21 protein-coding genes and 3 pseudogenes are annotated in these 22,298 nt (G+C 54.7%); 8 read left to right on the forward strand and 16 right to left on the reverse strand.

The genetic code is table 11. The features are described 5' to 3' along the window. Positions 1-51: 51 nt before the first annotated feature. From yfdX2 to L3068_RS19655, 8 genes and pseudogenes are all read right to left on the reverse strand, one after another. On the reverse strand, positions 52-939 hold the full coding sequence (gene yfdX2, locus L3068_RS19620) for a heat resistance protein YfdX2 (RefSeq protein WP_016154558.1): 888 nt from the start codon (positions 937-939) through the stop codon (positions 52-54). Between the two features lie 102 nt (positions 940-1,041). Continuing rightward, entirely contained in the window at positions 1,042-1,956 is a 915-nt protein-coding gene (gene yfdX1 / locus L3068_RS19625; protein ID WP_016154559.1) for a heat resistance protein YfdX1, read from the reverse strand. A gap of 22 nt (positions 1,957-1,978) precedes the next feature. After that, positions 1,979-2,437, reverse strand: a pseudogene (gene hsp20-GI, locus L3068_RS19630) (small heat shock protein sHSP20-GI). 87 nt (positions 2,438-2,524) lie between these two features. Continuing rightward, positions 2,525-2,749: pseudogene (locus tag L3068_RS25475) on the reverse strand (hypothetical protein); the annotation flags it as partial. Then, positions 2,665-5,514, reverse strand: coding sequence for a heat shock survival AAA family ATPase ClpK (gene clpK / locus L3068_RS19640; RefSeq protein WP_016154561.1), 2,850 nt, complete (start codon positions 5,512-5,514; stop codon positions 2,665-2,667). The gene clpK and the pseudogene L3068_RS25475, both read right to left, overlap by 85 nt. Before the next feature lie 105 nt (positions 5,515-5,619). After that, positions 5,620-6,189, reverse strand: a complete 570-nt coding sequence (gene hsp20 / locus L3068_RS19645; protein WP_000350435.1) for a small heat shock protein sHSP20 — start codon at positions 6,187-6,189, stop codon at positions 5,620-5,622. Between the two features lie 34 nt (positions 6,190-6,223). Then, positions 6,224-6,505 (reverse strand): helix-turn-helix domain-containing protein, encoded by a 282-nt coding sequence (locus tag L3068_RS19650; protein WP_000643630.1) that lies wholly within the window; start codon positions 6,503-6,505, stop codon positions 6,224-6,226. Positions 6,506-6,733: 228 nt separating this feature from the next. After that, complete coding sequence (locus L3068_RS19655; RefSeq protein WP_001295708.1) at positions 6,734-6,997, reverse strand: hypothetical protein; 264 nt, start codon at positions 6,995-6,997, stop codon at positions 6,734-6,736. Between the two features lie 14 nt (positions 6,998-7,011). Here L3068_RS19655 and L3068_RS19660 point away from each other — a divergent pair, with 14 nt between their 5' ends. From L3068_RS19660 to L3068_RS19675, 4 genes and pseudogenes are all read left to right on the forward strand, one after another. After that, on the forward strand, positions 7,012-7,275 hold the full coding sequence (locus tag L3068_RS19660) for a transposase (protein ID WP_001247776.1): 264 nt from the start codon (positions 7,012-7,014) through the stop codon (positions 7,273-7,275). Continuing rightward, positions 7,220-7,384: pseudogene (locus L3068_RS19665) on the forward strand (transposase domain-containing protein); the annotation flags it as partial. The gene L3068_RS19660 and the pseudogene L3068_RS19665, both read left to right, overlap by 56 nt. 355 nt (positions 7,385-7,739) lie before the next feature. Then, positions 7,740-8,917, forward strand: a protein-coding gene (locus L3068_RS19670; RefSeq protein ID WP_236904764.1) for an IS3-like element IS911 family transposase whose coding sequence is annotated in 2 segments (ribosomal slippage) — positions 7,740-7,989 and positions 7,989-8,917 — 1,179 coding nt in all. Because the reading frame shifts where the segments join, the coding sequence is not laid out codon by codon here. Between the two features lie 33 nt (positions 8,918-8,950). Further along, a protein-coding gene (locus L3068_RS19675) for an IS1-like element IS1B family transposase (RefSeq protein WP_095033700.1) occupies positions 8,951-9,648 on the forward strand; the annotation gives its coding sequence in 2 pieces (ribosomal slippage) (positions 8,951-9,200 and positions 9,200-9,648; 699 coding nt in all). A gap of 34 nt (positions 9,649-9,682) precedes the next feature. On the opposite strand, the gene L3068_RS19680 is transcribed toward L3068_RS19675, so the two are convergent. Next, positions 9,683-10,912, reverse strand: coding sequence for an EAL and HDOD domain-containing protein (locus L3068_RS19680; RefSeq protein ID WP_117582393.1), 1,230 nt, complete (start codon positions 10,910-10,912; stop codon positions 9,683-9,685). Positions 10,913-11,026: 114 nt separating this feature from the next. On the opposite strand from L3068_RS19680, the gene L3068_RS19685 reads away from it, so the two are divergent. The 3 genes from L3068_RS19685 (at position 11,027) to L3068_RS19695 (ending at position 16,314) form a co-directional block, all read left to right on the forward strand. Further along, on the forward strand, positions 11,027-11,731 hold the full coding sequence (locus L3068_RS19685; RefSeq protein WP_001067855.1) for an IS6-like element IS26 family transposase: 705 nt from the start codon (positions 11,027-11,029) through the stop codon (positions 11,729-11,731). Between the two features lie 85 nt (positions 11,732-11,816). After that, the gene (locus L3068_RS19690) at positions 11,817-14,687 is read left to right on the forward strand and encodes a type III restriction-modification system endonuclease (protein ID WP_236904765.1); all 2,871 of its coding nucleotides are present in this window, start codon (positions 11,817-11,819) and stop codon (positions 14,685-14,687) included. A 415-nt stretch (positions 14,688-15,102) separates the two neighbouring features. Beyond that, complete coding sequence (locus tag L3068_RS19695) at positions 15,103-16,314, forward strand: DUF262 domain-containing protein (protein ID WP_214602927.1); 1,212 nt, start codon at positions 15,103-15,105, stop codon at positions 16,312-16,314. A 9-nt stretch (positions 16,315-16,323) separates the two neighbouring features. Here L3068_RS19695 and L3068_RS19700 read toward each other — a convergent pair. The 7 genes from L3068_RS19700 to L3068_RS19730 all read right to left on the reverse strand — a co-directional run bounded on the left by L3068_RS19700 (position 16,324) and on the right by L3068_RS19730 (position 21,453). Beyond that, positions 16,324-17,444 (reverse strand): IS3-like element ISSen4 family transposase gene (locus L3068_RS19700; protein ID WP_087451024.1). Its coding sequence is split into 2 segments (ribosomal slippage): positions 16,324-17,186 and positions 17,186-17,444, totalling 1,122 coding nucleotides; the frame shifts between segments, so codons are not numbered across the junction. 68 nt (positions 17,445-17,512) lie between these two features. Further along, positions 17,513-17,677, reverse strand: coding sequence for a tail protein X (locus tag L3068_RS19705; RefSeq protein ID WP_214602837.1), 165 nt, complete (start codon positions 17,675-17,677; stop codon positions 17,513-17,515). A gap of 179 nt (positions 17,678-17,856) precedes the next feature. Further along, a complete protein-coding gene (locus tag L3068_RS19710) occupies positions 17,857-18,297 on the reverse strand; it encodes a DinI-like family protein (protein ID WP_032635502.1) in 441 nt (146 codons plus the stop codon). 109 nt (positions 18,298-18,406) lie between these two features. Beyond that, positions 18,407-20,596: a replication endonuclease gene (locus L3068_RS19715; protein ID WP_117581424.1), complete on the reverse strand. Its 2,190-nt coding sequence runs from the start codon at positions 20,594-20,596 to the stop codon at positions 18,407-18,409. Position 20,597: 1 nt separating this feature from the next. Beyond that, positions 20,598-20,819 carry a TraR/DksA family transcriptional regulator gene (locus L3068_RS19720; protein ID WP_117581426.1) on the reverse strand — a complete coding sequence of 74 codons (222 nt, stop codon included), beginning with the start codon at positions 20,817-20,819 and terminating at the stop codon, positions 20,598-20,600. Then, positions 20,819-21,046 (reverse strand): DUF2732 family protein, encoded by a 228-nt coding sequence (locus L3068_RS19725; protein WP_029741400.1) that lies wholly within the window; start codon positions 21,044-21,046, stop codon positions 20,819-20,821. The genes L3068_RS19720 and L3068_RS19725 overlap by 1 nt, the downstream gene beginning before the upstream one ends. Before the next feature lie 68 nt (positions 21,047-21,114). Next, positions 21,115-21,453: a DUF5347 domain-containing protein gene (locus tag L3068_RS19730; protein WP_032635496.1), complete on the reverse strand. Its 339-nt coding sequence runs from the start codon at positions 21,451-21,453 to the stop codon at positions 21,115-21,117. A gap of 227 nt (positions 21,454-21,680) precedes the next feature. On the opposite strand from L3068_RS19730, the gene L3068_RS19735 reads away from it, so the two are divergent. Continuing rightward, positions 21,681-22,256: a phage repressor protein CI gene (locus L3068_RS19735; protein WP_117581428.1), complete on the forward strand. Its 576-nt coding sequence runs from the start codon at positions 21,681-21,683 to the stop codon at positions 22,254-22,256. The last annotated feature ends 42 nt before the right edge of the window (positions 22,257-22,298 follow it).

Below are 22,298 nucleotides of genomic sequence, written 5' to 3' on the forward strand. Positions count from 1 at the left end.
AACACTCATGGGACAAGAGAGGGGGCGCTATGCGCCCCCTCTCCAGCGGTTTCAGAACAACTTGGACAGTTTTGCCTTGACTTCATCGAGCCAGCCTTTTCCGCAGCCTCCCCCTCCCGTCTTTTCCTTGATTTTCTTGAGTTCAGCGTACAGGGGCTCAAAGTCCTTCCTTTTTCCATAGCCCAGCAGTTCTGCCATTTCCAACTGCTGCCGGGCTTCGTTCAACAATGTCTCCAGGCGCTCATTGGATGCTTCGCTGCGCTGACCATCTTCTACCAGGGGCTCGGCGCGCTTCAGGAGCAGCTTCGCACGCAGGACGGGCAGCGGAAGCACGCTGCGCTCCTCGACCAGCGTGCTGAGCGCTGACTGCAGCGCGGCTTTGGCTTCTTCGATCTTGCCCTGATCGATCAGCGGCACGACTGCCTTCACGGCTGCGGGATAGGACGCCAAAGGGATGTTGGTGACCGTGATCACGATTTCACTGGCCAGCAAAGCCAGCACGTGGCGAGCCTGTTGCACCTCGCCATGTTTGAGGGCATCCAGCGCCTCGTCGGTCATCGCCTCAATGGTTTCCGTGTTGGCGAACAAGTCGTGCACGATGGTGCGCACATCAACGCCGGCCAGGGCGAGCGTGGGTTCGCGCGCGACGATCAGCTCCAGCTTTCCCGTCACTTCGGCCAGCGTTGCCAATGCGCGTGCAGTGTCCTTGCCGTCAAGTGCGGCCAGCGCTGATTTGGTCAGCGACAAGGCCGAGACTGCCTCATCGAGGACTTGTTTACGTTTGTCTGCCGCCTGTGAGTCCGTTTCTTTCTGAACCTCAGGCTGTACCTCCGTGACGACTTCAGGCTTGGACTCTGGACTGACAGGAAGGCTGCTTACCGCGGCCTGTTCGTTTATTCCTTCGTTCGTCGCATTGGGATTCGGTGTTTGCTCATTCATGGTGATATGCCTCGTATGAGATAGTGAAAATAGGCGAATCTATTGGGGCTGAATGCGAACATTGCGAGACTGACCGGCAGAGCAGTCAGCCCCTTCATCACCTCAAAACAGCTTTTGGATGCGCGTCTTCAACTCGTCGAACCATCCCTTGCCGCTTTTGCCACCAGCCGACTTTTGCTCAATGGACTTCACCTGATCGAAGATGGGTTTGAAGTCCGCCTTCTTGCCATAACCCAGGATCTGCGCCATCTCGATCTCCGTGCGCACGGACGACAGCAAGGTGCTGAGCTCCTCGTTCTGCTTGGCATCGCGCCTGTCGGTCTCGGCCAGCTTTTCAGCTTTTGCCATCGCGGCTTCGGCCCGTAGCACGGGCAGAGGAAAGGCGACCGAGGTCACCACCAGCGTGTTCAGTGCTCGGACGAGTTCCGCTTTGGCGTTGTCGATCTCGCCGCTGTCGATGAGCCGTGCGGCCGACTTGATCGCTGCCGGGTACGTTGCCATCGGAAGGTTGTCGGTTTGGATTACGATTTCGCTGGCCAGATTGGCAACGATGGGCCGGGCCTTTTGCACCTCGCCATCACCCAACAACTCCCGAGACAACTTGACCGCTTTCTTTACCGATTCCACGTTGGCGTGGATATCGTGGGTGATGACGCGTACATCGACCGGCGCTAAAGCAAGTTTGGCGTCGCGTGCCAATACCAGTTCCAGCTTTCCGCTGGCCAGTTCCAGCGCAGCAAGCGCCTCCTTGGTCTTCTTTGCATCAAGGAGGGTCAAAGCCTCCTGGGTCTTGGTGAGCGCCGTGATGGCGTCTTGAGTGAGCTCGGCACGCTTTTTATCGGCTTCCCGGGCGGCCTTGTCATCTACCTGTGGCTGTGCCGCCTTGGATGCGGCAGAGGGTGCTGCAGCACCTGGGCTAGAACCTGCCGCCGATTGGGCCAGAGCCGGTCCGCTCAGTCCGACGACGACCGCCAGGGCAAGTGCGGAGAAGGTGTATTGTGGCTGTTTGATATTCATGATCTTGGGCTCTTGGTTGAAGTTAGTTGACTGAGATTTCAATCTGTTTCGGTTTGGCTTGCTCGGCCTTGACAAGCCGCACTTCCAGCACGCCGTCTTTCATGGAAGCCGTCACCTTGGTCGGATCAACGTTGTCAGGCAAGACAAAGCTGCGCACAAAGCGGCCATACGCACGTTCGATGCGGTGGAACTTCTTGCCCTGCTCCTCTTTTTCCAGTTTGCGCTCGCCGCTGATGGTGAGCACACCGTTTTCCGCGCTGACGCGCACGGCATCCTTGGGGACCTCCGGCAGATCCAGCTTGAGGAGGAATGCGTTCTCATCCTCGCTGATGTCCGCCATTGGTGCCCAGTCCGCCGTGGTCATGGCTTCGTTGCCGGTACGGGCGCCCTGTCGCTGGGGTATTCATCCGAACATCGTCGCCAGGCGGTTTTGCAATTCATCCAGTTCCCGGAAGGGGTCCCACGGAGTCAATGCAGACATATCGGTTCTCCTTGAACAATGCCGACGAATTGGATGACGCACTGAACAGAGCCGTCGGTTTACTCTGAATGGCACCTACTACTGTTTTCAGTTCCGAACAAGTCCTTGAGTCAATTGACGGATATCGCTTTCGTCGAGCGTTTCCCGCGCCAGCAGCTCGCGCGCACAGCGCTCCAGCACCGCGCGGTTGATGTCGAGAATCCGGTAGGCGTGCTCGAACACGCCCATCACGATGCGTCGCTCGCCGACTTCTTCTTGCGCGAGCCTTTGCCAGCGTCGCCGTGCGGCGTCTCGGTCGCCTTCGCGACATCCGGCTGCTCCGGCTCGGCCGGGGTCTGCGGTAGCTCTTTGCGTTCGAACACCACGCGTTCGGCCTTGTCGTCCCAGCGTGCGCTGGCGTGATCGCCCTTGCCGATGCTGCCACCGAGCATCTCGCGCGCCAGCGCAGTTTCCAGCTCGCTGCGGATCAGGCGCTTGAGTTCACGCGCACCGAACTCGGGTTTGTAGCCTTCTTCCGCGAAATGGTCGATCAGCGTCTGATCGAAAGTGAGCGTCACGCCCTGGCTGGCGGCGCTGCGCGCCACGCGATCGAGCTGCAGGCCGACGATGTGGCGGATCTCCTCCTTGCCCAGCGCATGGAAGACGATGATCTCGTCGATGCGGTTGAGGAACTCGGGCCGGAAGTGGCCGCGCAGCACGTCCATGACCTCGGCCTTGGTCTTTTCGTACTCCTCGTCGGCCGCCCCACGCGCCTTCAGCCGTCGCTGGATGATGTCCGAACCCAGGTTGGACGTGGCGATGATGATGGTGTTGGTGAAATCCACCACCCGGCCCTTGCCGTCGGTGAGGCGACCGTCGTCGAACACTTGCAGCAGGATGTTGTAGACGTCAGGGTGTGCCTTCTCGATCTCGTCGAGCAGCAGCACGCTGTAGGGCTTGCGCCGCACCTTCTCGGTGAGCTGACCGCCTTCGTCGTAACCGACATAGCCCGGAGGCGCGCCCACCAGCCGCGCCACGGTATGGCGTTCGCCATATTCCGACATGTCGATGCGCAACAGGGCGTGCTCATCGCCGTAGATCGATTCGGCCAATGCCTTGGCGAGCTCGGTCTTGCCCACCCCGGTCGGGCCCAGAAACAGGAAGGTAGCCACCGGTTTGCTGCCTTCGCGCAGGCCGGCGCGGGACAGCCGCACGGCATCGGCCACGGCACGGACCGCCTCGTCTTGTCCCACCAGGCGCTCGTGCAGCCGTTGTTCCAAGTGCAGCAGCTTTTCGCGCTCTTCCACCGTCAACTCGTTGACCGGGATGCCGGTCAGGCGCGAGACGATCTGCGCCACGTGTTCCGCCTTGACCTCGGCACTGCCGGAGGCCCGCTCCCGCTCCCAGTTCTCGACGAGCTTCTTGAGCTCGGCCTCCTTGGCTTCGATGCGCTTGCCGAGCTCGGCGGCCTGGTCGTACTGCTTGCGCGCGGCCACGTAATCCTGTTCACGCCGCAGCTGGTGCAGTTCGGACTCCAGCTCCTGCACGGCCACCGGCCGGGCCGTGGCCGACAGCTTGACGCGCGCGGCCGCCTGGTCGAGCAGGTCGATCGCCTTGTCCGGCAGGAAGCGCGCCGTGATGTAGCGGTCGGACAACTCGGCCGCCGCGATGATCGCGTCCTCGGAGATGCTGACCTTGTGGTGCGCCTCGAAGGTGTCGCGCAGGCCGCGCAGAATCATGATGGCCTGGGCCACCGTCGGCTCGGGCACCGTCACCGGCTGGAAGCGCCGCTCCAGTGCGGCATCCTTCTCGATGTATTTCTGGTACTCGTTCAGCGTCGTGGCGCCGATTAGGTTGAGTTCACCGCGCGCCATCATCGGTTTGAACACGTTGGCCACGTCCAGCCCGCCTTCGCCACCGCCCTGGCCGGCACCGACGATGGTGTGCACCTCGTCGATGAACAAAATCAGCTCGCCCTGGTGCTCGGTCACCTCCTTCAGCACCTTCTGCACGCGCTCCTCGAACTCGCCGCGATATTTGGCGCCGGCCACCATGGCGTTGATGTTGAGTTCCACCAGGCGCTTGTCGCGCAAGGTCTCGGGCACTTCACCCGCCACCATGCGCTGCGCCAGCCCTTCGACGATGGCGGTCTTGCCCACACCCGGCTCGCCGATCAGCACCGGGTTGTTCTTCTTGCGCCGGGCCAGCACCTCGATGGTGGTTTCGATCTCCTGCGCGCGGCCGATCACCGGGTCGAGCTTGCCGTCGCGCGCCATCTTGGTCAGGTCGCGCGAGTACTTGTCGAGTTCTGGCGTGTTGGTCGGCGTCTCTGCGCGTCCATCCTCGGCGCCCTTGCCGACCACCTTGCTGACCTGTTGGCGCAGCGCCTGCGGCGTCAGGCCGTAGCGGCGCAGCAGGTTGGCGGCCAGCCCTTCGCCTTCCTCGGCCAGACCGATCAGGAAATGCTCTGGACCGACATAAGAATGGCCGAGTTCATTGGAGGCCACGAAGGCGCGGCTGAGCGCATCCTTCACGCGCGGCGACACGCCGATCTCGCCCTCGAAGGGCTTGTCCCCGCGCTTGGCCTCAGACTCGATCTGCCGCTTGAGGTCATCGACCTTGATCTTGAACTGACCCAGGATGGTCTTGACCACGTCGCTGTCGGCCAGCGCCAGCAGCAGATGTTCGGTATCCACCTCGGAGCGGCCAAATTCGGCAGCGTGTTTGGCGGCCTCCTGCAACAAGGCTTCCGACTGTTCGCTGATGCGGCTGGCCAGCCCACTGCCGCGACGGCGCGGTGCACCCGAACCTGCGGCGGCGGGCTCGCCAAACGAGGCATCGACCACGTCATCGGTATCGGCGGCAACTGGCGTCGCGTCGTCGCCGATGCGGAAGAAGTCACTGCCGAGGAAGTCCTCGAACAGGCCGCTGCGCGAACCGAACAAGGCTTCCAGCGGCGAAACGGTGCGCTTTTGCTGGCGCACTAATTGCCGGTAATGGTCGTCGCACAACAGCATGGTGCTGTGACGACCGTTGAGATTGGCTTCCACCCGCACGGTGGCGGGTTGGCCGCAGACCTGGCATTGTTTTCTGGCCATGCTGATGCTCCTTAGAAGGTTGAAAAGGTTTAGGCGACGAGGCATCGCGAGCCGCGACACCTCGTCTCGGGCCGGGTTTTTCTTGTGACGAACGAGCCGGCGACGTCAGCCGTTGATCGGGATCGAGCGTCCCTGCTTCGGCGCACTGACCTCGCGCTTGTCGATCGTGACCGTGAGCACCCCGTTCTTGAACGATGCCTTGATCGAATCCTGGTTGGCGTCGTCAGGCAGGTTCAAGGCACGCTGAAAGCTGCCGTAGGAGCGCTCCACACGGTGGAAGCCACCTTCCTTCTTCTCCTGTTCCTGGCGCTTCTCGCCACGCACCATCAGCACGTCGTTGTCGAGGGTGATCTGGATGTCCTTCTCCTCGACACCGGGCACTTCCAGGGCAATCTTGTACTGCTTGTCGGTTTCCTGGATGTCCAGGGCCGGCTTCAGCATGCCCGACCAATCGGATGGCCACTGCGGCATGTTCAACGCCGGAAAACCGAAGCCCCGGAATGCGTCATCGAACAGCCGGTCGATTTCCCGATGCAGTTGCAGGATCGGGCTGACTGGCCCGCTCGCCGCTGGCAGGTCATTGCGCTGCACCGGCAGGGAAGAGGCGGTCTGCTGCTCTTGCTGCTCGTTCTTGAACCAGTTCCAGGGAGCCAACTTCTTGAAATCGATGTCCATGTCATACCTCCAGAAAAATTGGAAAACGAGTTACTCAAGCCCTTTGCCTGCTGCGACGGGCAGTGCGCCCAGGCGACACGGGCTGCTCGGATGACTTCTGCTGTTCACGCTTGCGCATCACCTCCTTCTTTGCTCCGGCTCGGGTCTGATCATTGATGCACTGATCGATTTCACTTTGACGAAGCCGCCACGTCCCGCCCACCTTGAAAGCCGGAATTTCCCCGTGTGCGGCGAGCCGATAAAGCGTCCGCTTGCCGACTTTCAAGTACGCAGCCAATTCATCGAGCGTGAAAATCACCTGTAGGTGCGCTTTCATCTCACCCTCTCCAATCGCGTCGCTTTGCGGTTCCGGCCAAGGAAATCCTTGCAATACTTTGTAATACTAGGCCTACTATGAAAAACTTCAAGAGTCAAGAGTCAATGTGCAGCGTTCTCCCGCCCCATTGATGCAGGTCAACTGCTCAGGCAAGGCACAGGGGGGCGGCCTGATCAGGCAATGGACAGCGCCTGGCTCCTCAGCCTGCGTGTGCCACAGGTGCCTCGATCAAACACCGATCCTCACGTTGTAGCCGAGTGCCCGCAGCCCCTTGCTTGTCTGCATGTTCCTTGGCGGAAACTCGTCTGGGCGCGCCCAGACGACGATTTCCCCGAGGCTGCTCAGGCCAACGTGCGGAATTGCCCAGTCGTCGCTGCGGATCGCGTTCCAGAGTCGGGCCGAAACACTTCCGTTGCCCCAGACAACGTAGTTCAACAGTATCCGTCCGGCCAACACACCTTCCCGACACCGCCGCCGAAGGCCATGGCCCATCAAGCGGATTTTCCATGCGCCCTCAGCGCCGTACCTACAGCAAATCTTTCAAGGCCCAGGTCATTCAGGAGTGTTCTGAACCCGGTGCCTCCATCGCAAACATCGCCTTGGGCTACAGCCTCAATGCCAACCTCGTCCACAAATGGATTCGCCTGCTTACCCAGAAAACCACGGCTATCCAGCCAGCGTTCATCCCGTTGCCTTCTCAAATGCTCGGCGCGGGTTCGCATGCTCAAGCGCGCTGCTGCGATCATGAGTTTGATCCAGTCGGCCCGTAATAATGGGCACGATCCGTATGCCTATCTCAAGGATGTGCTGAGACGGTTGCCGACGCAGCGAGCTAGTGAGATTGCAGAGCTGCTGCCGCATAGGTGGCATCCGGCATAGTCGCGCAAGATGGTTTGCCCGCATGCTTACGTTCAACAGCTCAAGCACCGTCCGCCCTTCGCGGGATCGTTGCCGCCAGAGCCACACGCCGAACTTTTCCACCTTGTCGTCGCCGGCCTGCGGTCAGTCAGGCAAGCCCAGGTGCGAGCCTGTACATATATTTGTGTAATTGCCTGATTTTGATATGTTCAATTCAACATCAAATGAAGGTTAAATTATGGACGACAAACAATTGCAGGCTCTGGCTAACGAACTGGCCAAAAATCTCAAAACCCCTGAAGATTGAAGTGGCACACTGAATTTGGCCACCTGAACAGAGGTGATATGCTCACCTCAGAACAACACAGGTGCTCCAATGAAAAAAAGAAATTTCAGCGCAGAGTTTAAACGCGAATCCGCTCAACTGGTTGTTGACCAGAACTACACGGTGGCAGATGCCGCCAAAGCTATGGATGTTGGCCTTTCCACAATGACAAGATGGGTCAAACAACTGCGTGATGAGCGTCAGGGCAAAACACCAAAAGCCTCTCCGATAACACCAGAACAAATCGAAATACGTGAGCTGAGGAAAAAGCTACAACGCATTGAAATGGAGAATGAAATATTAAAAAAGGCTACCGCGCTCTTGATGTCAGACTCCCTGAACAGTTCTCGATAATCGGGAAACTCAGAGCGCATTATCCTGTGGTCACACTCTGCCATGTGTTCGGGGTTCATCGCAGCAGCTACAGATACTGGAAAAACCGTCCTGAAAAACCAGACGGCAGACGGGCTGTATTACGCAGTCAGGTACTTGAGCTACATGGCATCAGCCACGGTTCGGCCGGAGCAAGAAGCATCGCCACAATGGCAACCCGGAGAGGCTACCAGATGGGACGCTGGCTTGCTGGCAGGCTCATGAAAGAGCTGGGGCTGGTCAGCTGTCAGCAGCCGACTCACCGGTATAAACGTGGTGGTCATGAACATGTTGCTATCCCTAACTACCTTGAACGGCAGTTCGCCGTGACCGAGCCAAATCAGGTGTGGTGCGGTGATGTGACCTATATCTGGACGGGTAAGCGCTGGGCGTACCTCGCCGTTGTTCTCGACCTGTTCGCAAGAAAACCAGTGGGCTGGGCCATGTCGTTCTCGCCGGACAGCAGGCTCACCATGAAAGCGCTGGAAATGGCATGGGAAACCCGTGGTAAGCCCGGCGGGGTGATGTTCCACAGCGATCAGGGCAGTCATTATACGAGCAGGCAGTTCCGGCAGTTATTGTGGCGATACCAGATCAGGCAGAGTATGAGCCGGCGCGGAAATTGCTGGGATAACAGCCCAATGGAACGCTTCTTCAGAAGTCTGAAGAACGAATGGATACCGGTGGTGGGTTACGTAAGCTTCAGCGAGGCAGCTCACGCCATAACGGATTATATCGTTGGATATTACAGCGCACTAAGACCGCACGAATATAACGGTGGGTTACCCCCAAACGAATCGGAAAATCGATACTGGAAAAACTCTAACTCGGTGGCGGTGATGCTGCCAACTTACTGATTTAGTGTATGATGGTGTTTTTGAGGTGCTCCAGTGGCTTCTGTTTCTATCAGCTGTCCCTCCTGTTCAGCTACTGACGGGGTGGTGCGTAACGGCAAAAGCACTGCCGGACATCAGCGCTATCTCTGCTCTCACTGCCGTAAAACATGGCAACTGCAGTTCACTTACACCGCTTCTCAACCCGGTACGCACCAGAAAATCATTGATATGGCCATGAATGGCGTTGGATGCCGGGCAACCGCCCGCATTATGGGCGTTGGCCTCAACACGATTTTCCGCCATTTAAAAAACTCAGGCCGCAGTCGGTAACCTCGCGCATACAGCCGGGCAGTGACGTCATCGTCTGCGCGGAAATGGACGAACAGTGGGGATACGTCGGGGCTAAATCGCGCCAGCGCTGGCTGTTTTACGCGTATGACAGGCTCCGGAAGACGGTTGTTGCGCACGTATTCGGTGAACGCACTATGGCGACGCTGGGGCGTCTTATGAGCCTGCTGTCACCCTTTGACGTGGTGATATGGATGACGGATGGCTGGCCGCTGTATGAATCCCGCCTGAAGGGAAAGCTGCACGTAATCAGCAAGCGATATACGCAGCGAATTGAGCGGCATAACCTGAATCTGAGGCAGCACCTGGCACGGCTGGGACGGAAGTCGCTGTCGTTCTCAAAATCGGTGGAGCTGCATGACAAAGTCATCGGGCATTATCTGAACATAAAACACTATCAATAAGTTGGAGTCATTACCTGTCTTGTGATAAATATCCTTAACAGACGGCGAGCTCGTCCGCCCATTTTGTTGCGGCCTGCATGGTTTCTATAACAGTGAACTCGCTGATATTGAGGGTATTACATATTTTCGCGGTTTCCTCCCAGTTAAGTTTCTCATAACATAACGACAGGGTCAGTATGTCAAAAAGTTCACCTTTATGTTCACAAAGCGCGGCAGTTACGTTTTGCGGGATTGAAATCTGTTTAATTAAATCGTCCATGGGGAGTTCAAGAATGACATCCAGCAATGAAAACAGACCGCATATAAATGCGTTATAGGATAATGAAACATTATTTATTTTTCCGGCAATTAATTCGCAGAATTTTCCGCGAACCATGCTCAGATGATAAAGTTCACTGATGCCGGAACGCCCCATATTTGAAAGGGCGGCCACCGCAACAAACCGCCGGAGTTCTTTGCCCCCCAGATACATCAGCATTTCTTTCAGGGTAAGATTGTCCGCCTGAATTATGCCATGTGATTTAAACAGCATGTTTCTGACGTAGCGCATGATTTTATATGACAGCGTCAGATCGGTTTTAAGCAGACGTTCGACCGCGGCAAAGTCCGGGTTTTCCCTGTTCACCTCCATCATCAGCCTGGAGAGTGGCAGGGGGTTCTGGGAAAGGCATTTATTTCTGAGGATTTCCGGGCGACTGAAGAAAAATCCCTGGAAAAGCGCGAAACCCGCCCGGCTGTAAAGCTCAAACTCGTCCCTTGTTTCCACTTTTTCAGCAAGGAATTTTATGCCCTGCAGAAGCTGACTTTTTCTGTGGATATATTGCCGGATATCTTCATAGTCATTGTCTCTGACATCAAATTTGATGACAGAAATATACTGCATAAAGCGGTCCCATTCATCATCCATCGTGAAATCATCGAGCGCAAGCTGGTAACCCCTGTCGTGCATATCCTTTACGGCACAGAAAAGCGCATCATCCGGGACTGCATTTTCCAGAATTTCGATGACCACTTTTTCATTCGGCAGCGTATTGCCCAGTCCGTTAATGATCATCTGGTGCGGCACATTAATAAAAGAACTGTGATTGTTGGCTATACGGGGAACAGGGATGCATAAAAACTGGTCAGAAATCATTCTGGACGTGGCGTATTCTGGTGAAACATCGGGAAAGGCATTGTTCATTCCGTCCCTGAAAAGCAGCTCATAAGCGACGGTCTGCATTTTTGTGTCAAAAATAGGCTGGCGTGCGATAAATGAATACATATTCCCGGTCCCCAGGTCAGCGTTATAATTTTTAGAAATGTAACCTTTCCAGGCACTGTTGCAAATAGTCGGTGGTGATAAACTTATCATCCCCTTTTGCTGATGGAGCTGCACATGAACCCATTCAAAGGCCGGCATTTTCAGCGTGACATCATTCTGTGGGCCGTACGCTGGTACTGCAAATACGGCATCAGTTACCGTGAGCTGCAGGAGATGCTGGCTGAACGCGGAGTGAATGTCGATCACTCCACGATTTACCGCTGGGTTCAGCGTTATGCGCCTGAAATGGAAAAACGGCTGCGCTGGTACTGGCGTAACCCTTCCGATCTTTGCCCGTGGCACATGGATGAAACCTACGTGAAGGTCAATGGCCGCTGGGCGTATCTGTACCGGGCCGTCGACAGCCGGGGCCGCACTGTCGATTTTTATCTCTCCTCCCGTCGTAACAGCAAAGCTGCATACCGGTTTCTGGGTAAAATCCTCAACAACGTGAAGAAGTGGCAGATCCCGCGATTCATCAACACGGATAAAGCGCCCGCCTATGGTCGCGCGCTTGCTCTGCTCAAACGCGAAGGCCGGTGCCCGTCTGACGTTGAACACCGACAGATTAAGTACCGGAACAACGTGATTGAATGCGATCATGGCAAACTGAAACGGATAATCGGCGCCACGCTGGGATTTAAATCCATGAAGACGGCTTACGCCACCATCAAAGGTATTGAGGTGATGCGTGCACTACGCAAAGGCCAGGCCTCAGCATTTTATTATGGTGATCCCCTGGGCGAAATGCGCCTGGTAAGCAGAGTTTTTGAAATGTAAGGCCTTTGAATAAGACAAAAGGCTGCCTCATCGCTAACTTTGCAACAGTGCCAAAAATGCTGAGCTAATCCTCAGTGAGGATACTTTGCAGGAGAACATCCAACTGGCGCAGCGCCAGCAAAACCTGCCGTTGTCGGATAGCCTGGTCAAAACTAAGGTTGCCGGGCTTAACCTGGATATTGAGATGGAGACAGGTACGGGTAAGACCTACTGCTACATCAAAACAATCTTCGAGCTGAACAAACAGTACGGTTGGAGCAAGTTCGTTATAGTGGTGCCGAGCATTGCCATCCGCGAGGGCGTGGCCAAGTCGTTCGATATCACGGCTGAGCACTTTCAGGAGACCTACCACAAGAAGGCGCGCTTCTTTATTTACAACTCTAAGCAGCTGCACCAGCTTGAGAGTTTTTCTTCCGATGCCGGTATCAATGTCATGGTGATCAACGTACAAGCGTTTAACGCCACCGGCAAAGATAACCGCCGCATCTATGAAGCGCTTGATGATTTTCAGTCACGCCGCCCGATCGATGTGATCAGCGCAAACCGCCCCATCTTGATCCTCGATGAGCCGCAGCGGATGGAGGGGGGCAAGACGCTGGATTCTCTGGCGAATTTCAAACCGTTGATGGTGTTGCGCTATTCCGCTACCCACAAGACCACACACAACAAGATCCACCGCCTGGATGCGCTCGATGCCTACAACCAGAAGCTGGTGAAGAAGATTGAGGTTCGCGGGATTTCGGTGAAGGGACTGGCGGGAACCAACGCCTATCTCTATTTGCAAGCCATCGAAATCTCAAACAAAAAACCGCCAGTCGCGGTTGTGGAGTTCGAACAGAAACTCAGTGGTGGCAACATCAAGCGCGTCACCCGCAAGCTGGGCAAGGGCGACAATCTGTTTGTGCTATCGAACGAACTGGATCAATACCGCGATGGGTTTGTGGTATCGGACATCAATGCCAATACGGACACCTTGAGCTTTACCAATGGCGTAGAGCTGACGGTAGGTGATGCGACTGGTGATATTTCCGAGATAGCGCTGCGCCGTATTCAGATCCGTGAGACGATCAAGGCGCACTTTGACAAGGAGATGGAGCTTTTCGATAAAGGGGTTAAGGTTCTCTCGTTGTTCTTTATCGACGAAGTCGCCAGGTACCGGGACTACTCCGCTGCCGATGAAAAAGGCGAGTACGCAAAAATATTTGAAGAAGAGTACGCCAAGCACCTTCAAGAAGCGTTTGATAATGGATTTATGGAGGGGGACGCCCCTTATGCTAAATATCTACGCCACATTGCGGCCGATAAGACGCATAGCGGCTACTTTTCCATCGACAAGAAGAGCAAGCGCCTCACCGATCCCAAGGTCGCTGCACGCGGTGAAAATGCGGGCTTGTCGGATGACGTAGACGCTTATGATCTGATCCTCAAAGACAAGGAACGGCTATTATCACTCGCTGAGCCGGTGCGTTTTATCTTCTCACACTCGGCCTTGCGTGAGGGTTGGGATAACCCGAACGTGTTTGTTATCTGCACGCTCAAGCATAGTGATAACACCATTTCACGTCGCCAGGAGGTCGGGCGTGGCCTGCGTTTGTCCGTCAATCAGAACGGTGATCGCATGGATCACCCGTCCATTGTTCATGACATTAACGTACTGACAGTTGTGGCCAGCGAAAGTTACAAGGACTTCGTAACAGCCTTGCAGAAGGACATTAGCGAGTCCTTGTCAGCTCGTCCGCGTGTGGCGGACAAGGCCTACTTCACGGGCAAGATGCTGAACACGAACGAAGGCCCGATTACGGTCTCGGATGAACAGGCCACGGATATTGAGTTTTATCTTATCCAGAACGGCTACGTCGATAAAAAACGCAATATCACGGAGAAGTACCATCAAGCCAAGAAAGACGGCACGCTGGTGGCATTGCCGGAAGAGCTACAGTCCTATACAGAGCAGATACTCCAACTGATTGATAGCGTATTCAGCGAAAGCCAACTGATGCAGGTAGAAGATGGTCGCAAGCCCAAAAGACTGCTGCCCAACGCCAACTTTGAAAAGCAGGAATTCAAGGCGCTATGGAGGCGAATAAATCGCAAGGCTACCTACAGCGTGCTGTTTGATGATGTTGAGCTAGTAAACAATGCAATCAAGGCACTCAATGACAAGAATACTGGGTTGCGAGTGACACCGTTGCAATACACCATCCACCGTGGCGAGCAGGCTGATACGGCAACTTACGATGACCTCAAAAGGGGTAATGCCTTCGAGTTGAAAGTTACCGAAACAGAATCGGACAGCACCTCAATCCACTCCACTGTACAGTACGATCTGATTGGCAAGTTATCAGAGGGGACTTTGCTTACAAGACGAGCCGTTGCCGAAATTCTTAAAGGCCTCAATGCTGACGTTTTCGCACAATTCAAGAGCAACCCGGAAAGCTTCATTGCCGAAGCCATTCGTTTGGTCAACGAACAAAAAGCCAATGTCATCATCGAGCATCTGGCTTATGACACGCTAGAGGACAAGTTTGATCTGGGTATCTTTACCACAGGTCAAAGCAAACAGGACTTGAGTAAGGCCGGGAATAAACTACAAAATCACATCTATGACTACGTGCTTACCGACTCTGCGATTGAGCGCAAGTTCGTCGAAGAGCTGGATACCAGCAAGGATGTGGTGGTATATGCCAAGTTGCCGCGTGGTTTTCTGATCCCAACCCCTGTCGGTGATTACAACCCCGATTGGGCCATTTCCTTCAAAGAAGGCTCGGTCAAGCATGCGTATTTCGTTGCTGAGACCAAGGGGTCGATGTCGTCACTGGATTTACGGCCTATTGAAGCCACCAAGATTAGATGCGCCCGTAAGTTCTTCTATGAGATCAACAAGAAGTTTGCTCCAGAAAACGTGAAGTATGACGTCGTGGATAGCTTCGGTAAGCTGATGGAAGTGGTGAAGTAAGACACTAAGGATTGGCCATGTGGTGGGGAAATTATGGCGTACGCAAATTGCCACCTATACACATGGCCACATCTGAGCTTTCATCCATTATCTCTTGTTTGCGTTTGTAATACGGCGTTAGTTCCTCTCTGGAAACGGCCGAGCAATGCTTTGAGGTAAGCTACTTTAGCTGCGATTAACTTATCTGTGCGCGTGATGCAGCAGACCGAACCAGTGTCTGAGGAACCTGTAGTCATCGGCAAAATTCGCATGACGATAAAGGGCGGCTCAACGTTTATCTTCGGACTTGAATCCGACTACAACAAAAAGGAAATGAGCTAATGATCCTCAGAGATACGCGAAAAACTCGTCAGGGAACCAGCCATAATATCCAACTCCAACCGGCAGATGCAATCGTTGAGCAGGCATCGTAGTCATGGGAACGGTATCCTATCAGGTAAAAAAAATCGGGATGCTACTAGAGCAGAGCCTCGCTATTCCGTCATACCAGCGCCCCTACAAATGGCAACAAAAGCACGTCAATCAACTAATTGATGATGTGTTAACCCACCAAAATAAACAGAGCTACCGCCTTGGGACTGTGGTGTTGCACAGGGATAAATTAAAGCCAGCTTATGCAGGTGAGCTCGATATTGTTGATGGTCAGCAGCGCCTTCTGACCTTAACCTTGCTTTGCTCAGTGCTCGATCAGAGTGGTGAGTTATCAACGCCCCTGTTGGAACAATCTTTTACTTCAAGCGTTAGCATTAACAACCTTGAGCACAATGCCAAAGTCATTGAGAACCGCCTTGTGGGACTAAATGATAACGAGCGCAAATCACTACTTCACTTCGTGTGTAATAAGTGTGAACTGATCGAAGTGACGCTCGATGATTTGAGCGAAGCCTTTCAGTTTTTCGACTCACAAAATGCTAGGGGCAAGGCCCTCGCGCCCCATGACTTGCTAAAGGCATACCATTTGCGCGAAATGATGAACGCCACAGAGCCAGCGGAACGACTACACCACGTTAGTCTCTGGGAGCAAAGTATCAGTCCGGATGATGAATCTGCTAGCCTGCACATCATTATGGGCGAGTTTTTATTCCGACTGCGCCGATGGCTTGATGGTGATTATGGCGTTCAGTTTAGCCGCCATAATCTTGAGGTGTTCAAAGGCGTTAACCTGTCCACCACTGATTACCAATATGTACAGCCTATGCTTGCCTTGGATTTCGCTATTGAGCATTACAATAATGACCTTACCAGGAAGTGGGATAAACAAAGCAAAAATTATCCGTTTCAAGTTAATCAGGTGATGATTAACGGGAAGCGTTTTTTTGAATATATCCAGCACTATAAATCCCTGCATCACACCTTGTTTGAGGGTGAAAATGCGAAGCTTGGCGATTTCTTAAAAAAACATACCCGTTATACTGGCAGTTCACGCAAGGGGGACATGTATATCAAAAATCTCTTTATGTGTTCGGTGATGGCCTATTACGATAAGTTTGGTGATAAAGAATTAGTTCAAGCGGCAAGAGTCTTTTTTTGTTGGAGTTACTACTTGCGGTTGCACTATCAAAAAATTGGCATGGATAGTGTTGATGGCTATGCACGTGAGCCAAGAGTGACCTGCCCCCACGATTAGATACAACACTCAGTTAGTAACGTCGGAATCTTCATTCTCAGAATGACCCTTTCTCCAGCCCGCTGCAAATTCAGACGGTGTCTGATAATTCAGCGTGGAGTGCGGGCGGCATTCGTTATAATCCTGCCGCCAGTCATTAATAATTTTCCTGGCATGAACGATATCGCTGAACCAGTGCTCATTCAAACATTCATCGCGAAATCGTCCGTTAAAGCTCTCAATAAATCCGTTCTGCGTTGGCTTGCCCGGCTGGATTAAGCGCAACTCAACACCATGCTCAAAGGCCCATTGATCCAGTGCACGGCAAGTGAACTCCGGCCCCTGGTCAGTTCTTATCGTCGCCGGATAGCCTCGAAACAGTGCAATGCTGTCCAGAATACGCGTGACCTGAACGCCTGAAATCCCAAAGGCAACAGTGACCGTCAGGCATTCCTTTGTGAAATCATCGACGCAGGTAAGACACTTGATCCTGCGACCGGTGGAAAGTGCGTCCATGACGAAATCCATCGACCAGGTCAGATTGGGCGCCGCCGGACGGAGCAGCGGCAGACGTTCTGTTGCCAGCCCTTTACGACGTCTTCTGCGTTTTACGCCCAGGCCACTGAGGTGATAAAGCCGGTACACGCGCTTATGATTAACATGAAGCCCTTCACGGCGCAGCAACTGCCAAATACGACGGTAGCCAAAACGCCTGCGCTCCAGTGCCAGCTCAGTGATGCGCCCTGATAAATGCGCATCAGCAGCCGGACGGTGAGCCTCATAGCGGCAGGTCGACAGGGATAAACCTGTAAGCCTGCAGGCACGACGTTGCGACAGACCGGTCGCATCACACATCAACATCACGGCTTCCCGCTTCTGGTCTGTCGTCAGTACTTTCGCCCAAGAGCCACCTGAAGCGCCTCTTTATCCAGCATGGCTTCGGCAAGCAGCTTCTTGAGTCTGGCGTTCTCTTCCTCAAGCGACTTCAGGCGCTTAACTTCAGGCACCTCCATACCGCCATACTTCTTACGCCAGGTGTAAAACGTGGCATCGGAAATGGCATGCTTGCGGCAGAGTTCACGGGCGGGTACCCCAGCTTCGGCTTCGCGGAGAATACTGATGATCTGTTCGTCGGAAAAACGCTTCTTCATGGGGATGTCCTCATGTGGCTTATGAAGACATTACTAACATCGGGGTGTACTAATCAACGGGGAGCAGGTCAAACCTCCGGCATCTCTACCGGCGTGCCATGAGGCAAGATAACGCCTGATTCGGCGAGGCCAGAATTGGCCTTCAGAACGGCTTCAACGACGCCTGCCGTGCGCCCATAAAAACGGGCGCAAATGGCATCAAGCGTGTCCCCCTGCATTGCATAGATCTTCATCAGACGCTCCCAACATCCGGTTTTCCAGGTACTGTAGAGTTTCCTGGGCCAGCGGCTTTTTCGCTATCGATGAGAGATGGGCAATCCCGGACACAACAGACCGTCCGCGAGCAACAATGCGCGGTTTAAGGGAAACGCAAAATCTGAATGAAGTGTTCGTTCCGGGTAATGACGCAGGGCTAGCGCCAGCTTTCATCTTCCCAGACTTCCCGGAGAATAGAATCCAGCGCCTCGCGATCGGCCTCCCTTTCAAGCCCCTGGAGCTCAACCCCCGTTACCGACCCTATTTTCACGGTTACCCGCGATGAGGGAAACAAGGCGCCTATCCTGCGGGTCAATTCACACTGAAATGCCTCGACGATGGACTGGCCAATCAGCTGATCTTTATCGAGCGTGATGTTCACCCGAACATTGCTCTCTTTTTTGATTCGTTCCGGAACAGGCGATGCCGAGAAAACAACGGTGAACGCGTTGTTCTTGATTAAATTTCCCCGCGCAATCTCAGCAATTAAATTCAGGGCAATTTCACGATCTCTTTCCTGACATGTGCCTTCTGTCGTCAGTCGCGCAATCATCTCGACTCGTTCAATCATGACTTGCTCGTTCAACTCTCTGTCCACACAACCTCCACCACGAGATACTGTATAAACATACAGTATCTCGTATTCATAAAAAGAGTGAAGCGAAAAATCAGAACACTTTACGGTATGTACATGATATCGATGGAGATTAGCATGCTCGCTGGGTTAACAGATCCGTTAAATGCCCAATACGTTCAAGGATTTTCCGCCTATTTTCCTGATAAGCACACGCTGCCGGAAATAGCGCTCCGTCAGCTGCGCCTCGACACCATTTGGTGTGAAAGCGGCTGACGCCGCCCGCCATAAGATGCAGCGCCTCGGCACGGCTAATGACGATCCCGGTGGCGAGGCGTATCTCGTCAATCACCCTCTCAGGTATCCCGTTCTGTGGATCCCGCTCATAGACAACGGGGGTTCTCGCGCCGGGCCGAACGCGTTTGATGCGTTCGGTTAATGCCCGTCTCGCACGCCGGTTAAGGGGCTGTGAGAGATCGTTCACCGTACAGTTATTGACAGAACTCCGAGAGAGCACGGGAACATCCCGATTATCCACGGTCCGCTTCGGCACAATTTTCCACTGCATGAGCCGGGTTAAAATCGGGCTGCCCGCGCCGACGGCGGAGTCGTACACGCCGCGGATGCAGACCGTTTCCTCGCCGTACTGGTTAAACCCGACGCGCGGCGCATACAGCGTGCGTACCTGTAAATCATCGCGACGGACAAATGGCCCGCCCTGCGCGGTGACGTAACCCGCCCAGTCCCCAGCGTCGGCAGCTTCATGGACGGCGGCAAACTCCACGCTCAAACCGCGCACGGCCTCGTTATCAGCCAGACGGCGCAGCTCGCGATAGACAGTGACCGGCGCCCCGCCGATAAACTGAAACTGGCGAATGTGCCAGCGTCCCGCCCAGGCTGAAACAGCAGAAGCCGTCTCCTTCAACAGCCCACCGCTTTCATAATCGGTCTCACCATCGAGCGCAAAGCCGTCGATATTCTTTGAGATGTATTTGGCAACATAGCCGGTCGCGCTGCCCTTCAGGGGATCGATCGCCTCCGCGTGAAAACGTGCCTTTCTGGCACTTTCGCTACACAGTTCTGTGGCCTCTTCCTGGCAGGCATAATCATTCATAATTTGGCGAACGTGCCCGACATCTTCCGGCAGCATAAACATCAGCATGTGCCAGTGAGGCGTGCCGTCGTGATGAGGTTCCGCAACGCGGATACCAAAAATTCGGCGCCCCTCACGGTGCAGCTTTGCGCGGATGCGCGCCCACAGACGGGTGAAGTAGCTTTGCGTATCCGCCGGGCTGGCCCCGTTCCACTTCGCGTTGGGGTAGCCTGATTTCACCGTCGCGTGATATGCCGAAGGCGCGGTTAAGGTATAGAACTCGCCCACATAGCCCAGTGCCTGGCAGATATTTTCAAACCCGCGAATGCGGGTCATCAGTTCACAGCGACGTATCGCCGGGTTAGCGACCGAGGTATCGATTTTTTCGATCAGGCTGATGCGGTTGCCCTCTTCATCTTCGAGTTCCATGCCCTTAAGAAATTCACGGGTGCGGCGCTTCTGCTCGCGCCATTCGGTCACGCAGCGCTTGCTCGCATACGCCGTTCTCGTTTTGCTGACGTTGCCAAGGGCAATCTGTAAATGCTCGCGCCAGGCAGACGCAATCCGACGCAATCGCCCGCGCCACCACGTCTCTGAAAACAGGCGGATCACCGCTGCGGCAACATCGTCTTTGTTGAAAAACGTCTTCGACACCCGTTCCCAGTGTGGAGGTGACACCTTGAACTGTCGGGCGATCAGGCCGGCGCGCTGATACCAGACGTAAAGCGTCTGGTATTCACCCAGGTCAGCATCATTTATATTCGCCAGCTCACCGCGAATAAAGCTGGCGATATCTGCGGCCAGCAGGTCGATATCCGCGCGGGACATATCCGCAAGTCGGTTAAAGCGTGCAACCAGATCAACCATGCGGGAGGCAAGATATTGCTGAAGCGGAGTGTCGAAATGGCCGTCAAACACGGCCCTGGAGACCATGTCATGCAGGCCTGCGCAGGCATAGCGTTCAGAGACCAGCCGCAAACGGGGTAACATCCTGCTGCAGAAGCGGACCAAAAAGGCATTGGCCTGCGGGCTGCCCTGACGCTGTTCGAGGTCATCCACCGAGCGCCAGACGTCGAAACGCACGCAGTCAGGTTGCAGGCAGAGGGCAATCCTTGCCTCCCGTAGCGCCGCGAAAAAACGATCGCGGCGCTGCTGCTGGGCATGGGAAAGGTAAGGGCTGGCAATGGCCGACCGTGAAGCGTTCCACGGATACGCAAATGACGTAGCCAACTTATCCTCCCCGGACGTGTTTATTTTTCATCTCCGCAATCTCCTGGCAGGTGATGCACAAGGCCACGCCGGGCACAGCCATTCGGCGCGCCTCGGGTATCGGCGCCTCGCAGTCCTCGCACAGAAAACGCGAAGGCGTTGCGGGCCGTCTGCGGGCGCTATTAATGTGCCGCTCTCTGTCTTCCTGCTCGCGCGCTTGCGCAAGATCGATAAAATCGGCCATCAGTGCAGCTCCTGGGATTCACGTTCGTAGCGGGCCGCCTCGTGGCACAGCAGTTCGGCAACGTCTTCTCCGCTCATGCCGGTTTTATAGATATGGCTTGCCAGCGCCTCCAGGCGCAGGGAGACCGCGAGGGCTCGCGCGCAGCGTTCCTCTGTTTTTGCCTCCGCCAGCAGGCGTTTCAGTTCCTCACTTCCGGTCGGATAAGGGCGGTTTTCACTGTTTCGCATCACGCGTTCTCCTTAAATTCAGGCAATAGAATGCCCGGCGGGTTTACGCCATTAGGTTTGTGGTTGGGTTATATCGGCATGGTCAGCCGTTCAGGAAATAAACTCACGACAGCACGAAAATGGTTCATGGCATTAATCAGCGCCTTTTTCTCCTCTGTCGTCAGCTCACTGATATCGCACTCATGACGGGCGACGGGTAATCTCGCCAGGAAAAAGATGGCGGCCAGCGCCCTGCCATTCTCCTCAAAACAGGGATCGCGCTTATCGCGCATCTCTGCCATAAACCGTGCCAGCTCTTTTCCGCTATCGTTCCCGTATCGGGCACGCAGTTCTGCGATGTGGTTAAGCCCGTTAAGACGAGCCCCCACGCTGAGTGGAACGCTTGCACGGGCAGCCTCTATCGCCATATCTCCCCTCGCGTAAATTCACGCACGCCAGTGCGCTGAAAACGGGCAGAGCACGGTTTTTTCCGCCGTTTGATGATTGCGATTTCAGATGCCATGCTGCATGATTCCCATTTTGATAATGTCTGCAATCAATAGTCTCTGTTTGCCAACGTCTGCTGCTGATTGCTCGAATTTGCAATGATATTAATACCCAAATGAGTATTAGTAAACACTCAAAGGAATATATTTTGATCTTAGATTCTCAAGTGAATAATGAAGAGTTACTCGATAGAATCTGTCAGGTATATGGTTTCACGCAGAAAATTCAGCTGGCACGCCACTTTAATATCGCCGCCAGTTCGCTTCAGAACCGCTACGCACGCGGTACCATCTCTTACGACTTTGCGGTTCAGTGTGCGCTGGACACCGGCGCCAGCCTTCGCTGGCTGATGACCGGCCAGGGTGCGCAGTTTGCAGGAAACCCCGCCCCGGGCGATCCCGTTTCGGTTTCGACATTCACACTCAGTGATGGGAGACTGGAAGAAAATTCCATTTTGAGTATCGATGTTGCTTTCTTTAGCAAACCGCTGACGCGCGGCATCGCCGTCCGGGCAGAGGGGAAGCTGCACTTTATCGAAAAAGAGGCGTCGTTAACCGACGGCCTGTGGCTGGTTGAGATTGAAGGCACCGCCAGCATCCGCGATCTGACGCTGCTGCCGGGGAAAAAACTTCACGTGGCGGGCGGTAAGGTTCCCTTTGAATGCGGTATCGACGAGATAAAAACGGTGGGACGCGTGGTGGGGATCTATAGCGAGGTTAGCTGAATATACTAAATTCAAGGCTGACGAGATTCGCCAGCCTTTTGG

This window comes from Enterobacter cloacae complex sp. ECL414, from assembly GCF_021869685.1.
Taxonomy (GTDB): Bacteria; Pseudomonadota; Gammaproteobacteria; order Enterobacterales; family Enterobacteriaceae; genus Enterobacter; species Enterobacter kobei.